The following is a 25397-nucleotide window of genomic DNA, read 5'->3' as shown; positions in this document are numbered from 1 at the left end:
ATGGCATTCGACGAGGTGAGATTTCCCGCCAATCTGAGCTTTGGCTCTTTGGGCGGGCCAGAGCGGCGCACGGAGATCGTGACGCTGGCCAACGGCTATGAGGAACGCAACACCCCCTGGGCGCAATCGCGGCGGCGGTTCGACGCCGGTGTGGGGTTGCGGTCGCTCGATGACATGGAAGCCCTGGTGGCCTTTTTCGAGGCCCGCCGCGGGCAGCTGAACGGTTTCCGCTGGAAGGACTGGACGGATTACAGGTCCTGCCCGGCCTCGCGCGAGGTGGCGTTCGACGATCAGGTGATCGCGCTGGGTGATGGCGAGACGGTGACCTTTCCGCTGGTGAAGGTCTATCGCTCGGGCGATCAAAGCTATGCGCGCCCGATCACCAAGCCCGTCGCGGGCAGCGTGCGGGTGGGTATCGCCGGTGATCCGCTGGTCGAGGGGCTGCAGTTCAGCGTCGATCCGACGACCGGCATGGTCAGCTTCACCGAGCCCCCCGATGTCGGCGCGCCGGTGACGGCGGGCTATGAATTCGACGTGCCGGTGCGCTTCGATACCGACCGGATACAGACCTCGGTGGCCAGCTTTCAGGCGGGCGACGTGCCCAGCGTGCCGGTGATCGAGGTGCGGATATGAGTGCCGATCTTCTGACGGCGCGGCTGCAGCAGGGAGCGGCGGCGCTGTGCCGGTGCTGGGCGGTCCAGCGCACCGATGGCACGGTCTTCGGCTTCACCGATCACGATCGCGACCTGGCCTTCGACGGGATCGACTTTCGCGCCGACAGCGGCATGAGCGCGCGGGCGCTGACGCAGAGCACGGGGCTGTCGGTGGACAATACCGAGGCGCTGGGGGCCTTGTCGGACAGCGCGGTGACCGAGGCCGACATCGTCGCGGGGCGCTTCGATGGGGCCGAGGTGCGCGCCTGGCTGGTGGACTGGACCGATGTCGCGGCGCGGCAGATGCTGTTTCGCGGCCAGATCGGAGAGCTGACGCGCAGCGGCGGCGCGTTCACGGCGGAATTGCGCGGGCTGACCGAGGCGCTGAACCAGCCGCAGGGGCGGGTCTATCAGGCGGGCTGCAGCGCGGTGCTGGGCGACGCGGCCTGCAAGGTGGATCTGGCCGCGCCGGGCTATGTCTCGGATCGGCCGGCGGAACGGGTCGAGGAAGGCCGGATCTTTCACTTCGCCGATTTCACCGGCTTCGATGACCGCTGGTTCGAGAAGGGCCGGCTGGAGGTCCTGAGCGGTGCTGCGAAGGGGCTGGTGGCGGTGGTGAAGAATGACCGCCTTTCCGCCGCCGGCCGCGCGATCGAGCTGTGGGAATCGCTGCCCGTGCCGGTGGCTGCGGGGGATCTTCTGCGGATCACGGCGGGCTGCGACAAGCGCGCCGAAACCTGCCGGTTGAAATTCCACAACCTGCTGAATTTCAGGGGGTTTCCTGATATCCCAGGTGAGGACTGGCTGACCACCACACCCCAGCGGGCGGGCGGCGCGGCGCCATGACCCAGGGCGCGCGCGCGGTGGCGATCGCGCGGGGCTGGCTGGGCACGCCCTATCGTCATCAGGCCAGCGCGCGCGGCGCGGGCACCGATTGCCTGGGCCTGATCCGCGGGGTCTGGCGCGAATTGTACGGCGCCGAGCCGGAACCGGTGCCGGCCTATACGCCGGATTGGGCCGAGCCGGGCGCCCAGGAGGTATTGCTGGCGGCGGCGCTGCGCCATATGCGGCCCGCCGGCGCCCCGGCGCCGGGCGATGTGTTGCTGTTTCGGATGCGTGCCGGGGGGGTGGCGAAACATCTGGGCATCGCGGCCGAGGTGGGGGCGGGGGCCACATTCATACACGCCTATTCGGGGCACAGCGTGGTTGAAAGCCCGCTGTCGGCCCCCTGGCGCCGCCGGATCGCGGCGCGGTTTCAATTTCCGAAGGAGGGCGCCTGATGGCGACGATCGTTCTTTCCGCCGTGGGGTCGGCCCTTGGCGCGGGCTTTGGCGGCACGGTGCTGGGCTTGTCGGGCGCGGTGATCGGGCGCGCGGTCGGCGCGACGCTGGGTCGGGTGATCGACCAGCGGCTGCTGGGGGCCGGTTCCGACGCGGTCGAGACCGGCCGGGTCGATCGCTTTCGGCTGATGGGGGCCAGCGAGGGCGCGGCCATCGCGCGGGTCTGGGGGCGGACGCGCCTGGGCGGCCAGGTGATCTGGGCCTCGGGGTTTCGCGAGCAGGTCACCCAGCAGGGCGGCGGCAAGGGCGCGCCGCAGCCGGCGGTGACCGAATACAGCTATTCCGTCAGCCTGGCGGTGGCCTTGTGCGAAGGCGAGATCGCGGGCATCGGCCGGATCTGGGCCGACGGGGTCGAGGTCGCGGCGACGGATCTGCCGATCCGGGTCTATCTGGGCGGCGAGGATCAGCTGCCCGACGCCAAGATCGAGGCCATCGAGGGCGCCGGCAAGGCGCCGGCCTATCGCGGGCTGGCCTATGTGGTGTTCGAGGATCTGCCGCTGGCGCCCTATGGCAACCGGGTGCCGCAATTCAGTTTCGAGGTGATCCGCCCGGTGCAGCCGGTGGCGGGCGAGCCGCCGCTGCTGCCCGAGGCGGTGCAGGCGGTGGCGCTGATCCCGGGGACCGGGGAATATGCGCTGGCCACGACCCCGGTGCATTATGGCACCGGTCCGGGGGCGAAATCCTCGGCCAATGTGCATGTGCCGGGGGGGCGCACGGATTTCTCGGTTTCGCTGGATCAGTTGGAGACCGAGTTGCCCAACAGCGGGTCGGTGTCGCTGGTGGTCAGCTGGTTTGGCGACGATCTGCGCTGCGGCCAGTGCAGCCTGCGCCCCAAGGTCGAGCAGACCACCTATGAGGGCCAGGGCATGGCTTGGCGCGCCGGCGGCATCACCCGGACCGCCGCCCAGGCGGTGGCGAAGGTGGACGGCAAGTCGATCTACGGGGGCACGCCGGCCGATGGCTCGGTCGTCGAGGCGATCCAGGCGATCCGGGCCGCCGGCCGAGAGGTGATGTTCTATCCCTTCGTGCTGATGGAGCAACTGGCCGGCAATGGCCTGGCCGACCCCTATGGCGAGGCCGAGCAGCCGGCGCTGCCTTGGCGCGGGCGGATCACGCTGGATCTGGCGCCGGGACAGGCGGGATCGGCCGACGGGACCGTCGCGGCCGAGGCCGAGGTGGCGGCGTTCTTCGGTGCGGCCGCGCCGGCGGATTTCTCGATCGCGGGCGGCCAGCTCAGCTATGCGGGCCCAGCGGGGGATTGGGGCTATCGGCGTTTCATCCTGTCCTGCGCCTGGCTGGCGAAGCTGGCCGGCGGCGTCGACGCCTTCTGCCTGGGGTCGGAAATGCGCGGGCTGTCGCGGGTGCGGGGTGCCGGTGGCGGCTTTCCCTTCGCCGAGGCGATGCGGACGCTGGCCGCGGATGTGCGCGCGGTGCTGGGCGCGGGGGTGAAGCTGACCTATGCCGCGGACTGGTCGGAATACGGCAGCCATGTCACCCCGGAGGGCGATCTGACCTTTCCGCTGGACACGCTTTGGGCCGATGACAACATAGATTTCATCGGTATCGACAATTATCTGCCGATCTCGGACTGGCGCGACGGGCCGGATCACGCGGATGCGGAATGGGGGTCGATCTACAACCTCGACTACCTGATGGCCAATATCGGCGGTGGCGAGTATTTCGACTGGTATTACGAAAGCCCCGAGGCCGCGGAGTTGCAGATCCGCACGCCGATCACCGATGGCGCCTATGGCGAGCCCTGGGTCTATCGCACCAAGGATATCCGCGGCTGGTGGGAGAACGTGCATTTTCCGCGCCCGGGCGGGGTGCGGGCCGTGACGCCCACGCCCTGGGTGCCGGGATCGAAACCGATCCGGTTCACCGAGATCGGCTGCGCGGCGATCGACAAGGGCACCAATCAGCCCAACAAGTTCCTTGACGTCCGGTCGTCGGAATCCGGCCTGCCAAGGGCGTCGCGCGGGACCCGGGACGATCTGATCCAGCAGCAATATCTGCGCGCCATGGCGGGTTATTGGGGCAAGGCCGAGCATAACCCGGCCTCGGATCTTTACCCCGGCCCGATGGTCGAGACCCGCTATGCCCATGTCTGGGCCTGGGACGCGCGGCCCTTTCCGGCCTTTCCCAACCAGATCGACCTGTGGTCGGACGGCGACAATTACGCCCGCGGCCACTGGCTGACGGGGCGGGCGACGGCGCAACCCCTGGGGGGCGTGGTGCGTGATTTCTGCGCGGCGGCGGGGGTCGCGCAGACCGACGTGTCGCGGCTGTACGGGCTGCTGCGCGGCTATGTCGTGGATCAGACCGGCAGCGCGCGTGAGGCGTTGCAGCCGCTGTCGCTGGTCTACGGGTTCGACGCGACCGAACGCGGCGGCGCGCTGCGCTTCCGGCTGCGCGACGGGCTGCGCGCGCGGGTGCTGGACGAGGCGCGGCTGGCGCTGACCCAGGGCATGGACAGCGCGGTCGAGACCCAGCGCGCGGCGGCGGCCGAGGTCGCGGGGCGGGTGCGGCTGACCTATGTCGGCGCGGGCGGCGATTTCGACACCCGCGTGGCCGAGGCGGTGTTTCCGCAATCGGCGCAACTGCCGGTGTCGCAAAGCGAGGCACCGCTGGTCCTGACCGGGGCCGAGGCGCGGCAGGTAACCGAGCGCTGGTTGGCTGAGGCGCGGGTGGCGCGCGACAGCGTGAAATTCGCGCTGCCGCCGTCGGATCTGGATCTTGGCGCGGGCGATGTGGTGTCGCTGCGCGGCACCGATTTCCGCATCGACCGGGTCGAGGAAGCCGGCGCGCGGCTGGTCGAGGCGGTTCGGGTGGAGCCGGGGATCTACATCGCCTCGGACGCAGTGGAAGAGCGCGTGGTGCCGCGCCCCTTCACCCCGCCGGTGCCGGTCTTCGCGCAATTTCTGGATCTGCCGCTGCTGACCGGGAAGGAGGTTCCCTACGAGCCCCATCTTGCGGTGACGGCGACGCCCTGGCCCGGGACCGTGGCCTGCTATAGCGCGGCCCAGGATGCGGGCTATCAGTTGAACAAGCTGATCCCGGCGCCCTCGGTCATCGGCGAGACGCTGTCGATCCTGGAACGCGCCTCGGCCGGGCTTTGGGATCGCGGCCCGGCGCTTCGGGTGAAGGTTTATGGCGGGGGGCTGGCCTCGGCGGCGATGCTGGATGTGCTGAACGGCGCGAATGTGGCGGCGATCGGGGATGGGTCGTCGGACAATTGGGAAGTGTTTCAGTTCGCCGAGGCCACGCTGGTGGCGCCCGACACCTATGATCTGGCGCTGCGGCTGCGGGGCCAGGCGGGAAGCGATGCGTTGATGCCGGCGGTCTGGCCGATCGGCAGCCGCTTCGTGCTGCTGAACGGGGCGGCGGTGCAGCCGGATCTGGCGTTGTCGGCACGCGGGCTGGCGCGGCACTACCGGATTGGGGCGGCGGCGCGGCCCTATGATGACCCGAGCTATCTGCATGAGGTGGCGGCGTTTGAGGGCATCGGGCTGCGGCCCTATGCGCCCTGTCATCTGGGGGTGACGCGGGCGGCGGACGGGGCGGTGGATCTGCGCTGGATCCGCCGCACCCGGATCGACGGCGACAGCTGGAATGGGGTCGAGGTGCCGCTGGGCGAGGCGCGCGAGGCTTATCTGGTGCGGGTGATCGCCGGAGGCGCCATACTGCGCGATGAAGGCGTGGCGGCGCCGGGCTGGAGCTATTCCACCGCGGCCCAGACGGCGGACGGCGTGGCGGCGCCGTTTACGCTGTCCGTGGCGCAGGTGTCGGACAGTTTCGGGCCGGGACCCTTCGCCGAGGTCACCGTGGCGACGTGATGCGGCCAGTGATGATCGGCGATGTGTTGGCGGCGGCACGGGTGCTGCGCGCCCAGCCGCCAGCGGCGCGCGATGCCGCGATTGCCACCCTGATCGCCGAGGCGGATCTGGCCGACCGCTGGCGCGGGCACACCGGGCGGGCGCATCCGCGTTTCGGCAATGGCAGCCTGATGGCGGCGGCGCTGGCGCGGGGGCCGGGGGCAGAGCCGTTCCTGAGCGATCCGGAGTGGCTGGATGCTTTGGGGAGGGTGATCGTGGCGCTACGGACGCGGGCAGAGGCCGCGGGCGTATTTGGGGAACAATGAGAGAATGGAGGATCTGGCCGAAGTCGTTCCGTCTGGGCGAGATATCGCAAGGGAGACTGGGGGTGTAAGGGAGCTGGCGCCGGAACGGGCTGCGCGAAAAAGCACCTCGCGCCTCTTTGAGCGTGCGTTTTTCGTTCTATCTGATAAAAACGCTATGCATTCGCGCCAGAACCCGGAGACAGCCATGGCCCGCCTGAGACCGCAGATCGCCGCCCTCGACCCCGTCTGGAGCCGCGTGCTGGAGGAGGCGCAGCAAGCGCTAGAGGAAGAGCCGCTGCTGGGCGGGATGCTGCATTACAATCTGCTGCACCATGCGACGTTGGAAAGCGCGCTGGGCTATCGCTTCGCGCTGAAGCTGGCCTCGAACGAACTGAGCGAGCAGATCCTGCGCGAGATCGCCGACGAGGCCTATCGCAGCGACCGCACCCTGGGCGAGAACGCCCGCGCCGATCTGGTCGCGATCTTTGAGCGCGATCCGGCCTGCCACCGCTACCTGCAGCCGATCCTTTATTTCAAGGGGTTCCAGGCGGTGCAGGCCTATCGGGTGGCGCATTGGCTGTGGCGCCAGGGGCGGCGCGACATGGCGCTGTTCATCCAGATGCGGGTGTCGGAGGTGTTCTCGATCGACATCCACCCGGCGGCGGCGATCGGCAAGGGGCTGATGATCGACCACGGCCATGCGATCGTGATCGGCGAGACGGCGGTGGTGGGCGACAACGTTTCCTTGCTGCATTCGGTGACGCTGGGCGGCACCGGCAAGGAGGATGGCGACCGTCATCCGAAGATCGGCGACGGGGTGCTGATCGGCGCCGGGGCGAAGGTGCTGGGCAACATTCAGGTGGGCGACCGAAGCCGCATCGCCGCGGGATCGGTGGTGTTGCAGGACGTGCCCTGCTGCAAGACGGTTGCCGGGGTGCCGGCGCGGGTGGTGGGCGACGCGGGCTGCGATCAGCCCTCGGTCCGGATGGACCAGACGCTCGACAAGGATTGCGACTGCTTCAAGGGGTAAGGGTTGGCGCCGACAGCCTTGAACCGGAACGAGAAACGCCCGGGCCTTTTGGTCCGGGCGTTCTGATTTGTCGGTTTCCCCCAGGGGGGGTCAGGCCAGCATCAGCATCGGGTTCTCCAACGCCTCGACGATCGCCTTGAGGAACTGGGCGCCGAGCGCGCCGTCGATCACCCGGTGGTCGACCGAAAGCGTGGCCGACATCACCGTCGCCACCTCGATCGCGCCGGCCTCGGTCACGACGGGCTTCTTCACCCCCGCGCCGACCGCCAGGATCGAGCCATGCGGCGGGTTGATGACCGCGTCGAAATTGTCGATGCCGAACATGCCCAGATTCGAGACCGCGAAGCTGCCGCCCTGATATTCATGCGGCGCCAGCTTGCGCTCCTTGGCGCGAGCGGCCAGGTCCTTCATCTCGGCCGACAGCGCCGAGAGCGTCTTTTGCTGCGCGTCGTGCAGCACCGGCGTGAACAGCCCGCCCTCGATCGCCACGGCCACCGCCACGTCCGAGGGCTTGAGCTTCAGGATCCGGTCGCCGGCCCAGACGGCGTTGGCATCGGGCACCTCCTGCAGCGCCAGCGCGCAAGCCTTGATGATGAAGTCGTTCACCGACAGCTTCACCCCGCGGCCCGCAAGCTGGTGGTTCAGATCGGCGCGCAGCTTCAGCAAGGCGTCCAGCCGGATATCGCGGCGCAGGTAGAAATGCGGGATCGTCTGCTTGGCCTCGGTCAGCCGCGCGGCGATGGTGCGGCGCATGCCGTCAAGCTTGACCTCCTCGAAGTCGCGGTCGGCATACATCTTCAGCACCGCGTCGGTCGACGGGCCGGCCGGTGCCGCGGCGGGGGCAGGGGCCTTGGCGCCGGGGGCCTCGGCCGCCTTGGCGGCGGGTTTGGCAGCTTCCACATCGGCCTTGACGATGCGGCCATGCGGGCCCGAACCGGTCAGCTGCGACAGATCGAGGCCCTTGTCGGCGGCGATCCGGCGCGCCAGCGGCGAGGCGAAGATGCGCTTGCCGTCGGCGCTGGGCGCGGATGGGGCCTTGGCGGCGGCGGTGTCTTTCGGGGCCTCCTTGGCGGGGGCATCGGGGACCGCCTCAGGGGCCTTCGCCGCCGCTTTCGCGGGCTCGGAGGGGTTGGAGGCGCTGTCGATGGCCGAGGCGTCCTCGCCCTCTTCGAGCAGCACGGCGATCGGGGTGTTGACCTTCACGCCCTCGGTGCCCTCGGCGATCAGGATGCGGCCGATGGTGCCTTCGTCCACCGCCTCGAATTCCATCGTCGCCTTGTCGGTCTCGATCTCGGCCAGGATGTCGCCGGACGATACGGTGTCGCCCTCCTTCACCAGCCATTTCGCCAGCGTCCCTTCCTCCATCGTGGGCGAGAGCGCGGGCATCAGGATTTCAGTGGCCATGTATTCCTCCGCTGTTCAAGAATGCTTCGCGAGACGCTTCGCAATGGAGCGCACGATAGTGATGCAATCGCTCGGAGCGGTTGCGGCGAAGACTGCTACCAAGAAATAGGCCAGAAGGCTGTGAAAGTTGCTCGTCAACTGCATCAGCGGAACGACCGCGAACGGTACGAAGACTCCAACCGCAATCCCCGTGGCTAGCCAGGCGATGTCATTAGGTTCGTAGTCTTCGAAATCTTTCATTGAAGTAAGTGGGCCGCTGAGCAAGCCGCCAGCAATTATGCAGCCATATATTGCTCCGAGCCAAGAAACGACGATTTCAGCGCCATAAAGAGTAACTACCGGTACCATCAGCGCAAACCAGTCGATTATCAGCATCACTACAGGTGGACCCATAATGGCCGTAGAAATATTCACCTTCTTACGAGAGCTCGAGAGATTTGCCATGTCGTTCACCGATAGGTCACCTGGTGGACCGCCTCGACGACTTCGTCGGTGGTCACCAGCGCCAGTTTTTCAAGGTTCGCGGCATAGGGCATCGGCACGTCCTTGCCCGTGCAATTGATCACCGGCGCGTCGAGGTAATCGAACGCACGCTGCATGATCGTGGCGCCCAGGTGGTTGCCGATCGACCCCACGGGGAAGCCCTCTTCCACGGTCACACAGCGGTTGGTCTTCATCACCGACGCAAGCACCGTGTCGTAGTCGATGGGCCGCAGCGTGCGCAGGTCGATCACCTCGGCCTCGATCCCGTCGCCGGCCAGCCGTTCGGCCGCTTCCAGCGCATATTGCATGCCGATGCCGAAGCTGACGATGGTCACGTCCGAGCCTTCGCGCCAGATCCGGGCCTTGCCGAAGGGCACGGTGAAATCGTCAAGCTGCGGCACCTCGAAGCTGTGGCCGTAGAGGATCTCGTTTTCCAGGAAGATCACCGGGTTCGGATCGCGGATCGCGGTCTTCAGCAACCCCTTCGCGTCCGAGGCCGAATAGGGCATCGCGACCTTGAGGCCGGGGATCTGCGCATACCAGGCGGCGTAGTCCTGGCTGTGCTGGGCGCCGACGCGGGCCGCGGCGCCGTTGGGGCCGCGAAACACCATCGGCGCACCCATCTGGCCGCCGGACATGTAAAGCGTCTTGGCCGCCGAGTTGACGATCTGGTCGATCGCCTGCATGGCGAAGTTGAAGGTCATGAATTCGACGATCGGGCGCAGGCCGCCGAAGGCCGCGCCGACGGCGACGCCGGCGAAGCCGTGTTCGGTGATCGGCGTGTCGCGCACCCGCGCGGGCCCGAATTCATCCAGCAGGCCCTGGCTGATCTTGTAGGCGCCCTGATATTCGGCGACCTCCTCGCCCATCAGGAAGACGTTCTCGGCGCGGCGCATCTCTTCGGCCATGGCCTCGCGCAACGCCTCGCGGACGGTCATCTCCTTCATCACGGTGCCTTCGGGCCAATCGGGGCTGGCCTTCGATCGCGGCGCGGCGGGGGCGGCGGGGGCAGAGGCGGCGGCGGGTTTCGCCGCGCTTTCCGCCGGGGCGGAGGCCTTGGAACCCGATCCGCCATCCGATCCGCCATCCGATCCGGCCTGGGCATCGGCCACGGCGGCGTCCACGTCTTCGCCCTCTTCGACCAGCACGGCGATCGGTGTGTTGACCTTCACGCCCTCGGTGCCCTCGGCGATCAGGATCTTTCCCAGCACGCCCTCATCGACGGCCTCGAATTCCATCGTCGCCTTGTCGGTCTCGATCTCGGCGATGATGTCGCCGGCGCTGACCGTGTCGCCCTCGGCCTTCAGCCATTTCGCCAGCGTGCCCTCTTCCATCGTGGGGCTGAGTGCCGGCATGAGAATTTCCGTTGCCATATCCGTTCCCCCCTCAGGCTTCCTGCGGCGCTTCTTCGGCGTAGATGTCGGTCCAAAGCTCCGAGACATCCGGCTCGGGGCTTTCCTTCGCGAACTCGGCGGCCTCGTTGACGATCGACTTGATCTCCTTGTCGATCGCCTTCAACTCGTCGTCGGTGGCGTGCTTGCCCTGCAACAGCAATTCGCGCACATGTTCGATCGCGTCGCGCTCCTCGCGGATCTTCTGCACCTCTTCGCGGGTGCGGTACTTGGCCGGGTCCGACATCGAATGGCCGCGGTAGCGGTAGGTCATGACCTCCAGGATATAGGGGCCCTTGCCCGAACGGCAGTGCGCCACGGCCTTCTCGCCCGCGGCCTTCACCGCCAGCACGTCCATGCCGTCGACCGCCTCGCCCTTGATGCCGTAGGCCGCGCCACGTTCCCAGAAATCGGGCGAGCGGGTCGAGCGCTTGACGCTGGTGCCCATCGCATACTGGTTGTTCTCGATCACGAAGACCACCGGCAGATCCCACAGCTGGGCCATGTTGTAGGTCTCGGCCACCTGGCCCTGGTTCGCGGCGCCGTCGCCGAAATAGGTGAAGGTGACCCGGTCAGTGCCCTTGTACTTGTCGGCCAGCGCCAGCCCCGCGCCGATCGGCACCTGGGCGCCGACGATGCCGTGGCCGCCGTAGAAATGCTTCTCTTTCGAGAACATGTGCATCGAGCCGCCCTTGCCCTTGGAATAGCCGTCGCGGCGCCCGGTCAGTTCGGCCATCACCCCCTTGGGGTCCATGCCGCAGGCCAGCATATGGCCATGGTCGCGGTAGCTGGTCACCCGCTTGTCGCCCTCATCGGCGGCGGCCTCCAGCCCGACGACCACGGCCTCTTGCCCGATGTAGAGGTGGCAAAAGCCGCCGATCAGCCCCATGCCATACAGTTGCCCCGCCTTTTCCTCGAATCGTCGTATAAGCAGCATCTGACGGTAGAAATGCAGCAGATCCTCTTTCGAAGTATTCGATTTTGCAGGGGTTTTCCGGGTGGCCATCGGCGTCTCCTCCACGGCGGAATGGGGATAGTTCAATATTAAACTACCCTATACAGGAAAGGGGGGCGGGTTGCGAGTGGAAATCCCCGCCGCGCCCCGGTCAGGGGACGGCGCGGATTATCGTGCCCTGCGCCGCGGCGCAGGCGGTCTCGTCGCCCCGGTCGTCACATGCCAGCACGATGCAACGGCAGACCGCCTGCCGCTTGCCGACCGACAGGGTTTCCGCCCGGGCCAGAAGCGACAGCCCCCTGGCCGGACGCAGGTAGTTGAGCTTGTATTCAGAAGTCAGCGCGTCGCCGCCCAGGGCCAGGCCGCCGGCGAAGGTCAGCGCGTTGTCGGCCAGATAGCTGATCACCCCACCATGGGCGAAGCCATGCTGCTGGGTCAGTTCCGGGCGCAGGGCAAGGGTGATCTCGGCGCGGCCGGGGCCCACGCTTCGCAATTCGGCCCCCAGATAGGATGAGAACGGCTGTGCCGCGAAGATGCGCCTGGCAAAGGACAGAAGGTCGTCGGGTGTCATCGCGGGTCCTGCCTTCTTCGGTTCGGCCGGCAGGCCGGCGGCCCCGCGCGGGGCCGCCGGCGCGGGATCGTCAGGGGCGGCCGAAGTCCACCACCCAGAAGTCGTTGCCGTTCGAGCCATGCGCCCGGCCGATGCCGGCCTGGGTGATCTTCGGGTCGAGCATGTTGTTGCGGTGGTAGATCGACAGCATCCAGAAGCCGACGATCGTCTTGACGGTGTCGTTGCCCTCGGCCGGCGCGCCCATGCCGGTGTTTTCATGCGCGCCCTTGGTGGGATAGCCGATCCGCTTCAGCCGGTCGGCATAGCTGGACCCATCCAGCCCGGTGTGGCTGTAGATCCCCTGCACGGCGTCGTCGCATGCCTGCTGCTGGGCGATCTGCTCCAGCTTGGGCGAGACGCTCAGCGGAGAGAGGTCCTTCTTGACCCGTTCGGCGTTGATACCGGCGAGCAGCTTCTCGCGGAAGATGTCGATATCGGCGGGGACCGAGCAATGCCCGGGGGTCGAGCCGACGATCGGCGGCGGCGCCGGGGGGGTCGGCTTGGGCTTGGGCGCAGGGGCGCAGGCGCTGAGCGCCGCAAGAAATAGCGTGGCGGTGGCAAGCCGGGATTTGGTCCGGGCGCTGGGGGTCTTCTTCATTGGCCTCTTGATCTCCTGAACGGCGTGTCGTGACACCTCGTTGGCGCCGGACGTTATCGGTGGCCGGCACGCGGTGCAATGCACATGGGTGTCACCGAAGTGACAACCCCTTAGCGGGTGCCAAGATCCAGCACCCAGTACAATTTCTCATCGCCGCCCAGCGCGATGCCGATACCGATGTCGCGCAGGGCGGGGTTCATCAGATTGGCGCGGTGCGGGGGCGAACGCAACCACCAGCGCAGCGCGCTTGTGGCGCTGCGAAACCCCCAACCGGTGTTCTCGGCCGCCGCGCGATAGGGGTACTGCACCCGGGCCAGCCGTTGCGCAAGGGTCGAACCGTCGCCGCCGCGGTGGCCATAGCTGCGCCGCCTGGCGTTGTCGCAGGCATGGGCCAGGGCGGCGCGCGCCAGACGCGCCTCGACATGCAACTTCCGCAACCCCGACTGTCCGCGCAAATCATTGACCTGCGTCAGAAAACTCCGCGAAATCGCGGCGCTGCCCCGGGCCGGAACACAGGCCAGCGCCGGGCCGCCGAGCAATAGCAGGAGCAGGGGTAGAAGACATCGCATGACCCCAACCTAACGCAGCACCACCCCGCCTGTCAGCCGTTTCCCGCGACGCGCCGGTCGACGACACCAGATCCCGACGACCCCGGCGCCCTTTCATTGTTCCGAAAGTACGCCGGGGGTGCAGGGGGCATCGCCCCCGCCCGCGGCCGCGCAACCAGCCGGAAAGCCGCGGCTCAGCCACGCCGCCGCCCGGCGCGGCCGCCGCGCCGGCGGGCCAGCAGCGGCGCCCGGCCGGGCAATTCGGCCATCACCGCGCGGCGTTCCTGAGGTGACATCCGCGACCAGGCGGCGATCTCGTCGGCATTGCGGTGGCAGCCGATGCAGATTTTCGCCTCCGGGTGCAGCACGCAGATCTTCACGCAGGGGCTCTCGATCTCGTCGCGGCGCCAGATCTCGTCGCTCATGCCGCGCCCCGAAGGTGGCGCAGCCGGTCCAGCACGCCTTGCAGGATATAGGCCGCGGCGACATGGTCTATCACCTCGGCGCGGCGCTTGCGCGAGGTGTCGGCCTCCAGCAGCGCGCGCTCGGCCGCGACGGTGGAAAGACGCTCGTCCCAGAAGGTGATCGGCAGGTCCGTCACGCCCGAAAGGTTGCGCGCGAAGGCCCGGCTCTTCTGGCAGCGCGGCCCTTCCGAGCCGTCCATGTTGCGCGGCAGTCCCATCACGATCCCGCCGATCGCGCGTCTGGTCAGGATCGCCATCAGTGCCTCGGCATCGCGGGTGAACTTCACCCGGCGGATGGTTTCCAGCGGCGAGGCGACGCCAAGCATCGCGTCCGACACCGCCACCCCGATGGTCTTGTCGCCGAAGTCGAGCCCCGCCAGCGCCCGCCGGGGCGGCAGCGCGGCGGCGAACTCCTCGATCGGCTCGATCACGCTCATTGCGTGACCCCCGAGGCGCCATCCGGCGCGACCCCGGCCCTGGCCGCCGCCGCGTGGATCTGCGCCAGTTCCGTCGGATGATCCTTGAAACGGGTCTGGGCCTCGTCCCAGATCGCGCGCGCGCGGTCCTTGCGGCCCAGCACGCCATAGGCGCCGATCAGCCGCGCCCATTCGGGCGCCGGGCCGCCCTGGGTTGCCAGCTTCTCGGCCAGGCGCGAGACCATGCCCTCGATCATCTGTTGGCGTTCGGCCGGGCTCATCTGGCCGGCGGCACGGATATCGTCGGCGCTGGGGCCGGGCAGGGCGGCGGGCGCGGCGCCGGAAGAGGTGGCGCCGGCGGGCGTGGTGCCGGCGCCGGGCACCGCCGCGGCCGCGTCGATGATCTGCAGCGCGGGGGGATTGCCCTTGTAGTCCGCGCGCGCCCTTTGCAGCGCCGCGTCGCGTTTGCCGGCCTCGCCCAGCACGCCATAGGCGCGTATCAGCCGGGCCCATTCCTGCGGCGTGCCGCCCTTGGTATCCAGCCGCTCGGCCAGGCCCTCGACCATGCCGCGGATCATGTCCTTGCGCTGGGCGGGGGTCATGTCCTTGGCGGCGTCGATCTGCGCCACCGAGGGGCCAGGCCCGACCCCTTTCGGCGGCGGCAGTTCATAGCGCACGCCCGCGAGTTCGGCCATCTGCGGCAGCTGCGCGCGCAGCGGCGCGATCCACGGCGATCCCGCGGGAAGCTGCGGCAGCAGGGTTTCCCAGATCTGGAAGCCGATGTCGGGGCGGCCGATCTGGGACATCATCACCCCCATGAAGAACCGCGCCGTCTGGTTCTGCGGATCCATCTTCAGCGCGATGTTCAACTGGCGTTCGGCGGCCGGCGACACATAGCGCGCCGCGGCATAGACCATCAGCTCGGCCAGCTTGGCGTGGTCCTGGGCGGTGGCCGCATTGCCCTTGATCCGGATCACCGCCTCCTGGGCGTGATAGGCGGCGATGAAATGGCCCAGCCGGGCCTCGTTCTGGGCCAGCAACTCCTGCCCCTTCAGATCGACGGGATGCTGCTTGACCACGGCGCGCAGCTGGTCGATCAGGCGGGCATATTGCGGGTCGGGCGTGGGCGGGATCAGGCTTTTGGCGGCCAGCGCCTCGATCTTGGCCTGGCTGGGGCGGTCGACGGCCAGCTTGCGCGATTCCGCCAGCCGCGCGGCCATCGGATCGTCGGGCCGCCCCGGATCACCGACCCGCAGGTACAGCGCGAAGGCCCCCGCAAGCGAAGCCACGATCACGCCCCCCGCAATCCAGCTTGCAACGCGCGGCGCCGGGCGGGGGCCGCCGGGCGCGGCCAGGGCGCGGTCGGCCCCCAGCACTCGGCGCGAGACCTCGGTGCGCACACGCTGGGCCTCGGCCTCGGACATCGTGCCGCGGGCAAGGTCCTTATCAACCTCGCGCAGCTGGTCGCGGTAGACCTGCAGATCGTAGGCGGCGGCCGGGTCGGAACGGTGGCGGCCGCGCACCAGCGCCAGGAGCATCAGCGCCGAGACCGCCGCAACCATGAAGGCCGCCGCCAGCCAAAAGCCCCAATCATCCAGAATGCCGGTGAGTCCCATGACCTCTCCCTTCGCCGCGGCGTTCTTTCATCTAAGGCTTCGTGGCCGCAGACGAAAGGCCCTTGTCGCCGCAGCCGGGGCCCGGGGGGCGCCCGGCGCCGGCGCGCGCGATGTCGCATTTTGCCCTATTGTGCCGCTGCCGGCAGTGGGGCAAGCCTCATGCCCGATAGAACCCGGGTAGGAAGCCGCCCCCCGAAGAAGGTCCCGCCGATGAAACGCTATTCCGTCTTCGCCCTCGCCCGCGAGGCCATGCGCCACCACATGGGCTGGGAACGTGCCTGGGCGTCGCCCGAACCCAAGGCGCATTACGACGTGGTGATCGTGGGCGCCGGCGGCCACGGCCTGGCCACCGCCTATTACCTGGGCAAGAATTTCGGCATCACCAATGTCGCGGTGATCGAAAAGGGCTGGCTGGGCGGCGGCAACACCGGACGCAACACCACGATCATCCGCTCGAACTACCTGCAGGATCCTTCGGCCGCGATCTACGACAAGGCGCTGAAGCTGTACGAGAACCTCAGCCAGGACCTGAATTACAACGTCATGTTCAGCCCGCGCGGCCTGTTGATGCTGGCCCAGACCCATCACGAGGTGCGCGGCTATCTGCGCACGGTGCAGGCCAATGCCCTGCAGGGCGTGGCGACCGAATGGATCGAGCCCGCCAAGGTGAAGGAGATCGTGCCGATCATCAATATCGACGGGCCGCGCTATCCGGTGCTTGGCGCGCTTTATCAGCGGCGCGGCGGCACCGCGCGCCACGACGCGGTGGCCTGGGGCTATGCGCGGGCCTGTTCGGCCATGGGGATGCACATTCTGCAAAAGACCGAGGTCACCGGCGTGCGCACCGAGGCCGGCAAGGTCGCGGGCGTCGAGACTTCGCGCGGGTATATCGGCTGCGGCAAGCTTGCGATGATCGTGGCGGGCCATTCGGGGCAGCTGGCCGAGATGGCGGGCTTTCGGCTGCCGATCGAGGCGGTGGCGCTGCAGGCGCTGGTGTCGGAGCCCGTGAAACCCTGCATGGACGTGGTCGTCATGGCCAACACCGTGCATGGCTACATGTCGCAATCCGACAAGGGAGAGATGGTGATCGGCGGCGGCACCGACGGGTTCAACAACTTCACCCAGCGCGGCTCTTTCCACCATGTCGAGGAAACCCTGCGCGCCCTGGTCGAGACCTTCCCGATGATCAGCCGCCTGAAGATGCTGCGCCAATGGGGCGGCATTGTGGACATGACGGGCGACCGTTCGCCCATCCTGTCGAAGACGCCGGTCGAGAACGTGTTCATCAACTGCGGCTGGGGTACGGGGGGCTTCAAGGCGATCCCCGGTTCGGGCTGGGCGATGGCGGAACTGATGGCCAAGGGCCATTCGCCGCTGGCCGCCGAATTCGGCCTGAACCGCTTCCGCGAGGGCCGCTTCATCGACGAAAGCGTCGCGGCGGGGGTGGCGCACTGATGGCTGGCAAGGTCACACAAGCCCTCGCCGGTGGCGGGAACCGGCGCGCACGGGTCCGAGTTCTCCTTTCGAAGACAGTTCGATTGGAGGCGACGACATGGTTGAACACAACCACGACAGTCATGACAGCACGGTGCGCGAGCGCACCGAGATTCGCGAAACCAGAACCGGCAGCAGCGGCACCGGCCTCGCCTTTATCGTCGGCGGCCTCGTCGTCGCGGTGGGCCTCATCGCCTGGCTGCTGTTTGGCGGCATGGGCGACCATACCAGCGGCAAGATGGGACCTGACGGGGGCGGCAAAAGCTCCAGTTCGGTCAGCGTCAATGTCGGCGGCTCGGGCGGCTCGGGCAGCACGAAACCCGCGGCCGGCAGCGCCGCCAAGGCGGGCGCAAGCAGCGGCGGTGGTGCGCAGGCCGGCGCTTCGGCCGGCGGCAGCGGCGCTCAGGCCGGGGCTTCCTCGTCGACCGGCAGCAACTAGCGCGGCGCAAAAGCCGGCCGCGCGGGGCGGGTGCCAGACGGCACCCGCCTTCCGCATGTCCGCCCCGATCCGCGCGCCGATCCGTCTAGAAATTGAGTTTTCGCAATGGAACCAATGTGGTAACCGCTGCGTTACCAAAGCGATTGCACAGCAACCGGAGGCATTCGCATGGCCATTCAGCGTAAATCCAACACCGCTATCGGCTTCGTCCTGGGGGCGGTTGTCGTCGTCGTCGGCGGGATCGTGTGGTACCTGTACAACGGCGACAGCTTTTCGCCTCAGCACAAGAACAATTCCATCACCATCGAGCTGCCTTCGGTCAAGAAGGGCGGCTAGGTGCGCAGGCGCCCCGGCGCCTCAAATCGTTAAATCCACCGCGAAGGGCCGGGGGCGTCAGCGCCCCTCGGCCCTTTCGTCATGCCCAGATTATTCGTCATACTTGAGGGCCCGCCCATGCTGATCCTTGAATGCCCCTGCTGCGGCGTCCGCGCCGAGGAATCCGAACTTGCCCCGGGCGGCGAGGCCCATCTGAAGCGCTTCGGCGCGGGCGCGAGCGACGAAGACTTCGAGGCCTACATGTTCGCCCGCAAGAACCCCAAGGGCGTGCATTTCGAGCGCTGGCGCCACGCCCATGGCTGCGGCAAGTGGTTCCTGGCCGCGCGCGACACCGCCACGCTGGAGGTCTTCGGCACCTATCCGGCCCAGACCAAGGCGCCCCCCGCCGAATTGATCGCGGCGATCAAGGCGAAACGACCCCACTGGGAGGGCTACGAATGAGCACCCGTCTGTCCTCTGGCGGTCGCCTGATCGACCGCACGAAGGCGCTGGAATTCACCTTCAACGGCAAGCGGTTGCGCGGCTTTTCGGGCGATACGCTGGCCTCGGCGCTGCTGGGCGCGGACCAGATGCTGCTGGGTCGCAGCTTCAAGTACCACCGCCCGCGCGGGCTGGTGGCGGCGGGCGTCGAGGAGCCCAATGCGCTGGTCAACCTCGGGCAGGGCTCTCGGCTGGAGCCGAACCAGCGCACCACCACGACCGAGGTGTTCGACGGGCTGTCGGCCACCAGCCAGAACCATTGGCCCAGCCTTGAATTCGACATCGGCGCGCTGAACGGGCTGGTGGCGCGCTTCCTGCCTGCGGGTTTCTATTACAAGACCTTCATCCACCCCCGCGCGGCCTGGAAACACCTGTTCGAGCCGCTGATCCGCCAATCCGCGGGCCTGGGCCGCGCGCCGGTGGAACGCGACGCCGACCGCTATGAATATTTCTATGCCTTCTGTGATGTGCTGGTGATCGGCGGCGGCATCGCCGGGCTGCAGGCGGCGCTGGTGGCCGGGGCGGCGGGCGCGCGGGTGCTGGTCTTGGAACAGACCGCGCATTGGGGTGGCCGCGCTCCGGTGGATGGGGTGCAGATCGATGGAAGACCTGCCGACGACTGGATCAGGAACGCCGTCGAAGCCCTTGAAAGGATGGAGAATGTCACCGTTCGGACCCGAGTGACGGGGGCCGGGGTCTATGATCACGGCTATGTGTTGGCCGACGAGAAGGTGGCCGATCACACGCCGGGCGACGGGCGCCCCAAGCACCGGCTCTGGCGTATCCGGGCGGGCAGGATCGTCACCGCGACGGGCGCGATCGAGCGGCCCCTGGCCTTCGCGGGCAACGACGTGCCCGGCGTGATGCTGGCCTCGGCGGTTCGCGATTATGTGGTGAACTGGGCGATCAGCCCGGGCGATCGCACGGTGGTGGTGACCAACAACGACGATGCCTACCGCACGGCGATCGCGCTGAAACAGGCCGGGCTTGCGGTGCCCGCGGTGATCGACGCCCGGCCCGAGGCGCGCGGCGCGCTGCCCGAAGCCGCGCGCGCCGCGGGGATCACGGTGCTGACGGGCACCGCCGTGGCCGGCGTCAAGGGCCGCGGGCGGGTCAGCGGTGTGCAGCTTTGCCCCCAGGCTGGCGAGGGCGGCGCAGTCACACAGGAAATCGCCTGCGAGGCCGTGGCGATGTCTGGCGGCTGGTCGCCGGTGGTGCATCTGTGGTCGCATTGCGGCGGCAAGCTGGTGTGGGACGAGGGCGCGGCGATGTTCCGCCCCGATCCCGCGCGCCCGCCGCTGGGCGCGGATGGCACCGGCTTCGTCTTCGCCGCCGGTTCCGCCAACGGCGCGCTGCTGGCGGACCAGGTGATGGGCGACGCGACCGCGGCGGCCGAGGCGGCCCTGACGGCGATGGGCAAGCAGGCCGGCGCCCCCGCCACCCCCGAGTCCCATGCCGAGGCCGAGGCGCCGCTTCTGCCGGTATGGATCATGCCGCAGGGCGCCGGGCCGGATCTGCGTATGAAGATGTGGCTGGATTACCAGAACGACGTGAAGGTTTCCGACGTGCAGCTTGCCGCGCGCGAGGGCTATGAAAGCGTCGAGCACACCAAGCGCTACACCACGCTCGGCATGGCAACGGATCAGGGTAAGTTGAGTAATATCAACGGATTGGCGACACTTTCTAACGCACTTAACCTGCCGATCCCAGAGGTCGGCACCACCACTTTCCGCCCGCCCTACACGCCGGTGACGATCGGCGCGCTGGCGGGCGAGGCGCGGGGCGAGATCTTCCAGCCGCTGCGCCGCACGCCGATGCACGACTGGCACGCCGCGCACGGCGTCGAATGGGAACCCGTCGGCCATTGGCGGCGCCCGTTCTGCTACCGCCAGCCGGGCGAGGCAACATCCGCCGCCGTCAACCGCGAGGTGCTGAATACGCGCGAAAAGGTCGGGCTGCTGGACGCCTCGACGCTGGGCAAGATCCTGGTCAAGGGGCCCGACGCGGGGCGCTTTCTGGATATGCTCTACACCAACATGATGAGCAACCTGAAGCCGGGCAGGTGCCGCTATGGGCTGATGTGTTCGGAAAACGGCTTTCTGATGGATGACGGCGTGGTGGCGCGCATCGACGAGGACAGCTGGCTGTGCCACACGACCAGCGGCGGCGCCGACCGCATCCACGCCTGGATGGAGGATTGGCTGCAATGCGAATGGTGGGACTGGAAGGTCTACACCGCCAACCTGACCGAGCAATTCGCGCAGATTGCCGTGGTCGGCCCGAAGGCGCGCGCGGTTCTGGAAAAGCTTGGCGGAATGGACGTTTCCGCCGAGAACTTCAAGTTCATGGAATGGCAGGATGGCCACCTGGGCGGTTTCGCGGTGCGGATCTTCCGGATCTCGTTCTCGGGCGAACTGAGCTATGAGATCGCGGTGCCGGCGGGCCAGGGCCGCGCGCTGTGGGGGGCGCTGCACGACGCGGGGCAGGAATTCGGCATCGCGCCCTACGGCACCGAGGCGCTGCACATCATGCGCGCCGAGAAGGGCTTTGTCATGATCGGTGACGAGACCGACGGCACGGTGACGCCGCAGGATCTGAACCTCGACTGGGCGATCTCGAAGAAGAAAGAGGATTTCCTGGGCAAGCGGGGACAGCAGCGCAGCTATCTGTCGTCGCCCGACCGCTGGAAACTGGTGGGGCTGGAAACGCTGGACGGCACGGTGTTGCCCGACGGCTCTTACGCGGCGGCCGAGGGGGTGAACGCCAATGGCCAGCGCAACACGCAAGGACGGGTGACCTCGACCTATTGGTCACCGACGCTGCGCAAGGGGATCGCGATGGGGCTGGTGCGGCGCGGGCCGGAACGGATGGGCGAGGTGATCGACTTCCCCCAACCCGGCGGCGCGGTGATCAAGGCGCGGATCGTCGATCCGGTCTTCTACGACAAGCAAGGGGAGAAGCAGAATGTCTGAACCGGTTTCGGCCTTGGGCGGCGCGGCGTATCAGGGGTTCTGCAAGGTACAGGAGGCAGGCCCCGTCGGGATGCTCACCCTGCGCGGCAACTTTGCATCGCAAGTATTTGTAAATGCGGTAAAAACAAGTGTAGGTGTCGCGATGCCGAAGGTCCGCGCCATCGTGACCGAGGGCGATCGTTCCCTGGCCTGGATGTCGCCCGACGAAGTGTTGCTGATCCTGCCGCATGCCGAACTTGCCGCCGTCCGGACCCGGCTGACCGAGGCGCTGGCGGGGGAACATGCGCTGGTGGTCGACGTGTCGGATGCGCGGGCGGTCCTCACCGTGTCGGGCGCCGGCGCGCGCGAGGTTCTTGCCAAGCTTTGCCCCGTGGATCTGGCCCCCGACGCCTTCGGCCCGGGCGAGATGCGCCGCACCCGCGCCGCCCAGGTCGCGGCCGCGATCTGGATGAGCGGCGAGGAAGAATTCACCCTGATCGCGTTCCGATCGGTCGCGGGCTATGTGATGGGACTGCTGACGGCGGCCGCCGCGCCGGGCGGCGAGGTCGGGGTCTTCGCGTGATCCGCGCGGCGCCGACCGCCGTGCTGGCCGCCTTGCTGCTGGCGGGGGCGGCGGGCGCGGCGCCGCCGACCTATCGTTGCGGGCTGACGCAGGCGCCGCCCGGCGGCGCGATCGCGGGGCCGCTGGTGTTGCGCCTGGACCCCGATCGCGGCACCGCGCAGGTGGCCGATCCGCTGACCCGGTTCTATGCCGGCGGTCCGGTAGCGGCGAGGCTGGCGCGCGCGGGCCAGGGCTGGCGCCTGAGCTGGCGGCTGGACGGCGTGCAGCGCGCCGGCGCGGCGCCGCGGGTGCTGCACTACGACGCGCGGCTGCGCGACGGCGCGCTGGCGATCACCGCGCGGGCGGGGCGCGCGGGCACCACCTATCGCGCCCGCGGCCAGTGCTGGCCGCAGCCCGCGCCCTGAGCGCCACACCGGAGGGGCAATACCGGGGGGAGCGCCAAGTTGCAGTACCGGAGGGCGGTATCGGGCGGCAGTGTCGGGCGCAACGCCCGCGAAGCTTCGCTCATCACCGCCGATCGGCCCTTGACGTGGGACCGATCCGCGCTCTTATTCCCCTCAAGACCTGAACCCTGACCAAAGCGCGAAAGGACAAAGCCATGGCTTTCGAACTCCCCGATCTTCCCTACGCCCATGATGCGCTCGCCGCCTTCGGCATGTCGAAGGAGACGCTGGAATACCACCACGACCTGCACCACAAGGCCTATGTGGACAATGGCAACAAGCTGATCGCCGGCACGGAATGGGAAGGCAAGCCGCTGGAAGATGTCGTCAAGGGCACCTACCAGAAGGGCGCCGTGGCGCAGAACGGCATCTTCAACAACGCCTCGCAGCATTGGAATCACACCCAGTTCTGGGAGATGATGGGCCCGGGCAGCCAGGCGATGCCGGGTGAGCTGGAGAGTGCGATCACCGAAAGCTTCGGCTCGGTACAGAAGTTCAAGGACGAATTCTCTGCCGCCGGCGCGGGCCAGTTCGGTTCGGGCTGGTGCTGGCTGGTGAAGGACGCGGACGGCAGCCTGAAGGTGACGAAGACCGAAAACGGCGTGAACCCGCTGTGCTTTGGCCAGACCGCGCTGCTGGGCTGCGACGTGTGGGAGCATTCCTACTATATCGACTTCCGCAACAAGCGCCCGGCGTATCTGACGAACTTCCTCGACAATTTGGTGAACTGGGAAAACGTGGCCTCGCGGCTCTGATCCCAGGACGACGTTTCAACGGCACGGGCCGGGGGTTTTCCCCGGCCTTTTTGTTGTGCGCGGCATTGTGGGCGCACGCGGTCGTGATCGGCGCCGGCCGGCCCCGTGCGGCGCCACGATTGCGGTCGCGGGGGGGCGCGGATAGCGTCCGGCGCCGGCGCAGGACGTCATACCGAAGCGAAAAGGAAACACGCAGTGTTCAATCACATCATGGTCGGCACCAACGACATCGAGCGGTCCAAGTCGTTCTACGACGCGGTGCTTGGGGTGCTGGGCGCGGGGGAACCCGCGCGCAATACCAACGCCACCGGTCAGCAGCGGCTGTTCTACCGCCACGACGGCAGCACCTTCTCGGTCACCGAACCGATCGACGGCAATGCGGCGACGGTGGCCAACGGCGGCACGGTCGCGTTCAAATGCGGCTCGCCCGAGCAACTGCAGGCGCTGCACGACGCCGCGGTGGCCAATGGCGGCGTCTCGATCGAATCCCCGCCGGGCCAGCGTCCGCACGGGATGTGGCTGTGCTATTTCCGCGACCCCGACGGCAACAAGATCTGCGGCCTCTACCGTCCGGCAAGCTAAGGCCGCGGCGGCGGGGGCGCTGCCCCGACGCCATCGTCGCTCGGACCAATGACGCGACGCATGGCGGCCCCCGCGGAGTATTTGCGCCAAGGTGAAGGGCCAGGGGTTCTTTTGGCTTGCCGGTCTGGCGAAAGTCCGACGCGGGGGCTTGGGGGCGGTGGCGCGCCATCGCCACGCCCGCGCCGGCCGGTCCGGTGCGGCGCCCCCTTACCTTCCGCCCCGCGAAGGGCTAGAGCAGGCCTGCGCAAGAGCAGGGGGCAAACGATGAGCGAGGCGGGAAAAGGCGTGTTGGCGATGATCGCCGCCTGTACATTCTGGGGGGCTTCGGCGCTTTATTACCGCTTGCTGGACGGTCTTCCGGCGATCGAGGTACTGGCGCATCGCACGCTGTGGTCGGCGCTGTTCTTCGGCGTGGTGCTGGCCTTTCAGGGTCGGCTGGGCCAGGTGGCGCGGCTGCTGCGCGGGCGGCGCGCGGCGATCACGCTGACCGCCGCGCTGATGATATCGGCCAACTGGTTCCTGTTCATCTTCTCGGTGCAGATCAACCATGTGATGCAGGCCAGCCTGGGCTATTACATCTTTCCGCTGGTCGCCGTGCTGATCGGTGTGGTGGTGTTTCGCGAACGCATCGGCATGGCCCAGGCGCTGGCGGTCGCGCTGGCCGGGGCGGCGGTGCTGGTATTGGCGCTGGGGCTTGGGGTCACGCCGTGGATCTCGCTTGCGCTGGCGGGCAGTTTCGGCTGCTACGGGTTGATCAAGAAGTGGCTCGATGCCGGTCCGGTGGTCTCGGTCACCGCCGAGGTTCTGATGCTGTCGCCGCTGGCGCTGGCCTATCTGGCGGGGCTGGGCGCGGGGCTTTGGCCGGGCGGGCCGGCGCCGGTGTTCGGCGCAGATGCGCGGACCGCGCTGCTGCTGGCGTTTTCGGGCGTGCTGACGGGCGGGCCGCTGATCCTGTTTTCCTATGCCGCGCGGCGGGTGAACATGGCCACGATGGGGCTGTTGCAATACATCAACCCGACGCTGCAATTCGTGGTGGCGACTCTGGTCTTCGCCGAGCCGTTCACGCGTTGGCACCTGATCGCCTTCGCGCTGATCTGGACGGCGCTGGCGATCTATTCGGCCGCCGCGCTGCGTCAGGACAGGGCGGCGCGCAGGGCCGCCGCCAGCGCCGGAATGTCGGGGATCAGCGTGACGTAATCGCGGATGCCCGGATCGGCGAAGCCCTCGGCGATGACATGGTCGATCAGCCCCATCAGCGGCTGCCAGTAGCCCTCGGTGTCCAGCAACAGGATCGGTTTCGCGTGTAGCCCCAGCTGGCGCCAGGTCAGCACCTCGAAGAATTCGTCCAGCGATCCCGCGCCGCCGGGCAACACCACCACCGCGTCGGAATTCATGAACATCACCTTCTTGCGCTCGTGCATGTCCTCGGTCACGATGAAGGTGGTCAGATCCCGGCTGCCGCGCTCGACCCCCAGCAGATGCACCGGGATGACGCCGAAGGTTTCCGCCCCCGCGGCCTGGGCGGCATGGGCGACCTCGCCCATCAGCCCGACATCGCCGGCGCCGTAGACGAGGCGCCAGTTCTCGGCGGCGATCAGGCTGCCCAGGGCATGGGCCTGGGCCGCATATTCGGGGCGCGTCCCGCTGCGCGAGCCGCAGAAGACACAGATCGAACGGGTCGGACGGGGCATGGGAACTTCCGCGTG

General features: G+C 68.1%; 27 protein-coding genes. 16 read left to right on the top strand and 11 right to left on the bottom strand.

The annotated features are described in order from the left end of the window. The 6 genes from BLV97_RS06285 to cysE all read left to right on the top strand — a co-directional run bounded on the left by BLV97_RS06285 (position 1) and on the right by cysE (position 7143). Positions 1-633: a DUF2460 domain-containing protein gene (locus tag BLV97_RS06285; RefSeq protein ID WP_035843090.1), complete on the top strand. Its 633-nt coding sequence runs from the start codon at positions 1-3 to the stop codon at positions 631-633. After that, positions 630-1499, top strand: a complete 870-nt coding sequence (locus BLV97_RS06280) for a DUF2163 domain-containing protein (protein ID WP_051646087.1) — start codon at positions 630-632, stop codon at positions 1497-1499. The genes BLV97_RS06285 and BLV97_RS06280 overlap by 4 nt, the downstream gene beginning before the upstream one ends. Beyond that, on the top strand, positions 1496-1933 hold the full coding sequence (locus BLV97_RS06275) for an NlpC/P60 family protein (RefSeq protein ID WP_035843093.1): 438 nt from the start codon (positions 1496-1498) through the stop codon (positions 1931-1933). Before BLV97_RS06280 ends, BLV97_RS06275 begins: the two co-directional genes overlap by 4 nt. After that, positions 1933-5829: a baseplate multidomain protein megatron gene (locus BLV97_RS06270; protein WP_035843095.1), complete on the top strand. Its 3897-nt coding sequence runs from the start codon at positions 1933-1935 to the stop codon at positions 5827-5829. The genes BLV97_RS06275 and BLV97_RS06270 overlap by 1 nt, the downstream gene beginning before the upstream one ends. An 11-nt stretch (positions 5830-5840) precedes the next feature. Beyond that, positions 5841-6134: a DUF7742 family protein gene (locus BLV97_RS06265; protein ID WP_051646088.1), complete on the top strand. Its 294-nt coding sequence runs from the start codon at positions 5841-5843 to the stop codon at positions 6132-6134. A gap of 184 nt (positions 6135-6318) precedes the next feature. Next, entirely contained in the window at positions 6319-7143 is an 825-nt protein-coding gene (gene cysE / locus BLV97_RS06260) for a serine O-acetyltransferase (protein ID WP_035843100.1), read from the top strand. A gap of 90 nt (positions 7144-7233) precedes the next feature. Here the strand turns inward: cysE and BLV97_RS06255 are convergent, their stop codons facing one another. From BLV97_RS06255 to ccmI, 10 genes are all read right to left on the bottom strand, one after another. Next, the gene (locus BLV97_RS06255) at positions 7234-8547 is read right to left on the bottom strand and encodes a pyruvate dehydrogenase complex dihydrolipoamide acetyltransferase (protein WP_035843103.1); all 1314 of its coding nucleotides are present in this window, start codon (positions 8545-8547) and stop codon (positions 7234-7236) included. A 15-nt stretch (positions 8548-8562) separates the two neighbouring features. Next, positions 8563-8991 carry a hypothetical protein gene (locus BLV97_RS06250; RefSeq protein ID WP_143037497.1) on the bottom strand — a complete coding sequence of 143 codons (429 nt, stop codon included), beginning with the start codon at positions 8989-8991 and terminating at the stop codon, positions 8563-8565. 5 nt (positions 8992-8996) lie between these two features. Then, entirely contained in the window at positions 8997-10403 is a 1407-nt protein-coding gene (locus BLV97_RS06245) for a pyruvate dehydrogenase complex E1 component subunit beta (protein ID WP_035843109.1), read from the bottom strand. 13 nt (positions 10404-10416) lie between these two features. After that, on the bottom strand, positions 10417-11427 hold the full coding sequence (pdhA, locus tag BLV97_RS06240; protein WP_035843112.1) for a pyruvate dehydrogenase (acetyl-transferring) E1 component subunit alpha: 1011 nt from the start codon (positions 11425-11427) through the stop codon (positions 10417-10419). Between the two features lie 100 nt (positions 11428-11527). Then, the gene (locus BLV97_RS06235) at positions 11528-11947 is read right to left on the bottom strand and encodes a PaaI family thioesterase (RefSeq protein WP_035843115.1); all 420 of its coding nucleotides are present in this window, start codon (positions 11945-11947) and stop codon (positions 11528-11530) included. A gap of 70 nt (positions 11948-12017) precedes the next feature. After that, positions 12018-12584, bottom strand: coding sequence for a CAP domain-containing protein (locus BLV97_RS06230; protein ID WP_051646089.1), 567 nt, complete (start codon positions 12582-12584; stop codon positions 12018-12020). A gap of 110 nt (positions 12585-12694) precedes the next feature. Beyond that, a complete protein-coding gene (locus BLV97_RS06225; RefSeq protein WP_081825074.1) occupies positions 12695-13153 on the bottom strand; it encodes a CAP domain-containing protein in 459 nt (152 codons plus the stop codon). A 173-nt stretch (positions 13154-13326) separates the two neighbouring features. Next, positions 13327-13557: a DUF1289 domain-containing protein gene (locus BLV97_RS06220; RefSeq protein ID WP_035843118.1), complete on the bottom strand. Its 231-nt coding sequence runs from the start codon at positions 13555-13557 to the stop codon at positions 13327-13329. Continuing rightward, entirely contained in the window at positions 13554-14033 is a 480-nt protein-coding gene (ruvX, locus tag BLV97_RS06215; protein WP_035843121.1) for a Holliday junction resolvase RuvX, read from the bottom strand. Before ruvX ends, BLV97_RS06220 begins: the two co-directional genes overlap by 4 nt. Next, positions 14030-15628 (bottom strand): c-type cytochrome biogenesis protein CcmI, encoded by a 1599-nt coding sequence (gene ccmI, locus BLV97_RS06210; RefSeq protein ID WP_051646091.1) that lies wholly within the window; start codon positions 15626-15628, stop codon positions 14030-14032. The genes ruvX and ccmI overlap by 4 nt, the downstream gene beginning before the upstream one ends. A 210-nt stretch (positions 15629-15838) precedes the next feature. Between ccmI and BLV97_RS06205 the strand changes: the two genes are divergently transcribed. The 10 genes from BLV97_RS06205 to rarD all read left to right on the top strand — a co-directional run bounded on the left by BLV97_RS06205 (position 15839) and on the right by rarD (position 24888). Then, positions 15839-17083: a sarcosine oxidase subunit beta family protein gene (locus BLV97_RS06205; RefSeq protein ID WP_092163982.1), complete on the top strand. Its 1245-nt coding sequence runs from the start codon at positions 15839-15841 to the stop codon at positions 17081-17083. Positions 17084-17180: 97 nt separating this feature from the next. After that, positions 17181-17561, top strand: a complete 381-nt coding sequence (locus tag BLV97_RS06200; protein WP_051646092.1) for a hypothetical protein — start codon at positions 17181-17183, stop codon at positions 17559-17561. 168 nt (positions 17562-17729) lie between these two features. Then, positions 17730-17897: a hypothetical protein gene (locus tag BLV97_RS21155; protein WP_160169184.1), complete on the top strand. Its 168-nt coding sequence runs from the start codon at positions 17730-17732 to the stop codon at positions 17895-17897. A gap of 117 nt (positions 17898-18014) precedes the next feature. Continuing rightward, positions 18015-18338 (top strand): sarcosine oxidase subunit delta, encoded by a 324-nt coding sequence (locus BLV97_RS06195; RefSeq protein WP_035843127.1) that lies wholly within the window; start codon positions 18015-18017, stop codon positions 18336-18338. Continuing rightward, positions 18335-21349: a sarcosine oxidase subunit alpha family protein gene (locus tag BLV97_RS06190; RefSeq protein WP_035843130.1), complete on the top strand. Its 3015-nt coding sequence runs from the start codon at positions 18335-18337 to the stop codon at positions 21347-21349. Before BLV97_RS06195 ends, BLV97_RS06190 begins: the two co-directional genes overlap by 4 nt. Then, on the top strand, positions 21342-21911 hold the full coding sequence (locus tag BLV97_RS06185; RefSeq protein ID WP_035843133.1) for a sarcosine oxidase subunit gamma: 570 nt from the start codon (positions 21342-21344) through the stop codon (positions 21909-21911). Before BLV97_RS06190 ends, BLV97_RS06185 begins: the two co-directional genes overlap by 8 nt. Continuing rightward, complete coding sequence (locus tag BLV97_RS06180) at positions 21908-22315, top strand: hypothetical protein (RefSeq protein WP_035843136.1); 408 nt, start codon at positions 21908-21910, stop codon at positions 22313-22315. The genes BLV97_RS06185 and BLV97_RS06180 overlap by 4 nt, the downstream gene beginning before the upstream one ends. A 194-nt stretch (positions 22316-22509) precedes the next feature. Further along, positions 22510-23109, top strand: coding sequence for a superoxide dismutase (locus BLV97_RS06175; RefSeq protein ID WP_035843138.1), 600 nt, complete (start codon positions 22510-22512; stop codon positions 23107-23109). Between the two features lie 195 nt (positions 23110-23304). Continuing rightward, complete coding sequence (locus BLV97_RS06170; RefSeq protein ID WP_035843140.1) at positions 23305-23691, top strand: VOC family protein; 387 nt, start codon at positions 23305-23307, stop codon at positions 23689-23691. A 264-nt stretch (positions 23692-23955) separates the two neighbouring features. Next, positions 23956-24888: an EamA family transporter RarD gene (gene rarD, locus BLV97_RS06165; RefSeq protein WP_035843142.1), complete on the top strand. Its 933-nt coding sequence runs from the start codon at positions 23956-23958 to the stop codon at positions 24886-24888. Here the strand turns inward: rarD and BLV97_RS06160 are convergent. Continuing rightward, a complete protein-coding gene (locus tag BLV97_RS06160; RefSeq protein WP_035843144.1) occupies positions 24825-25382 on the bottom strand; it encodes an LOG family protein in 558 nt (185 codons plus the stop codon). The two genes, rarD and BLV97_RS06160, sit on opposite strands and share 64 nt — an antisense overlap. Between the last annotated feature and the right edge of the window lie 15 nt (positions 25383-25397).

Origin of the sequence: Allgaiera indica (assembly GCF_900106675.1) — a bacterium.
GTDB classification, from domain to species: domain Bacteria; phylum Pseudomonadota; class Alphaproteobacteria; order Rhodobacterales; family Rhodobacteraceae; genus Acidimangrovimonas; species Acidimangrovimonas indica.
Note: the sequence above shows the minus strand (reverse complement) of the source record. Positions and strands in the feature narration are given on the sequence as shown.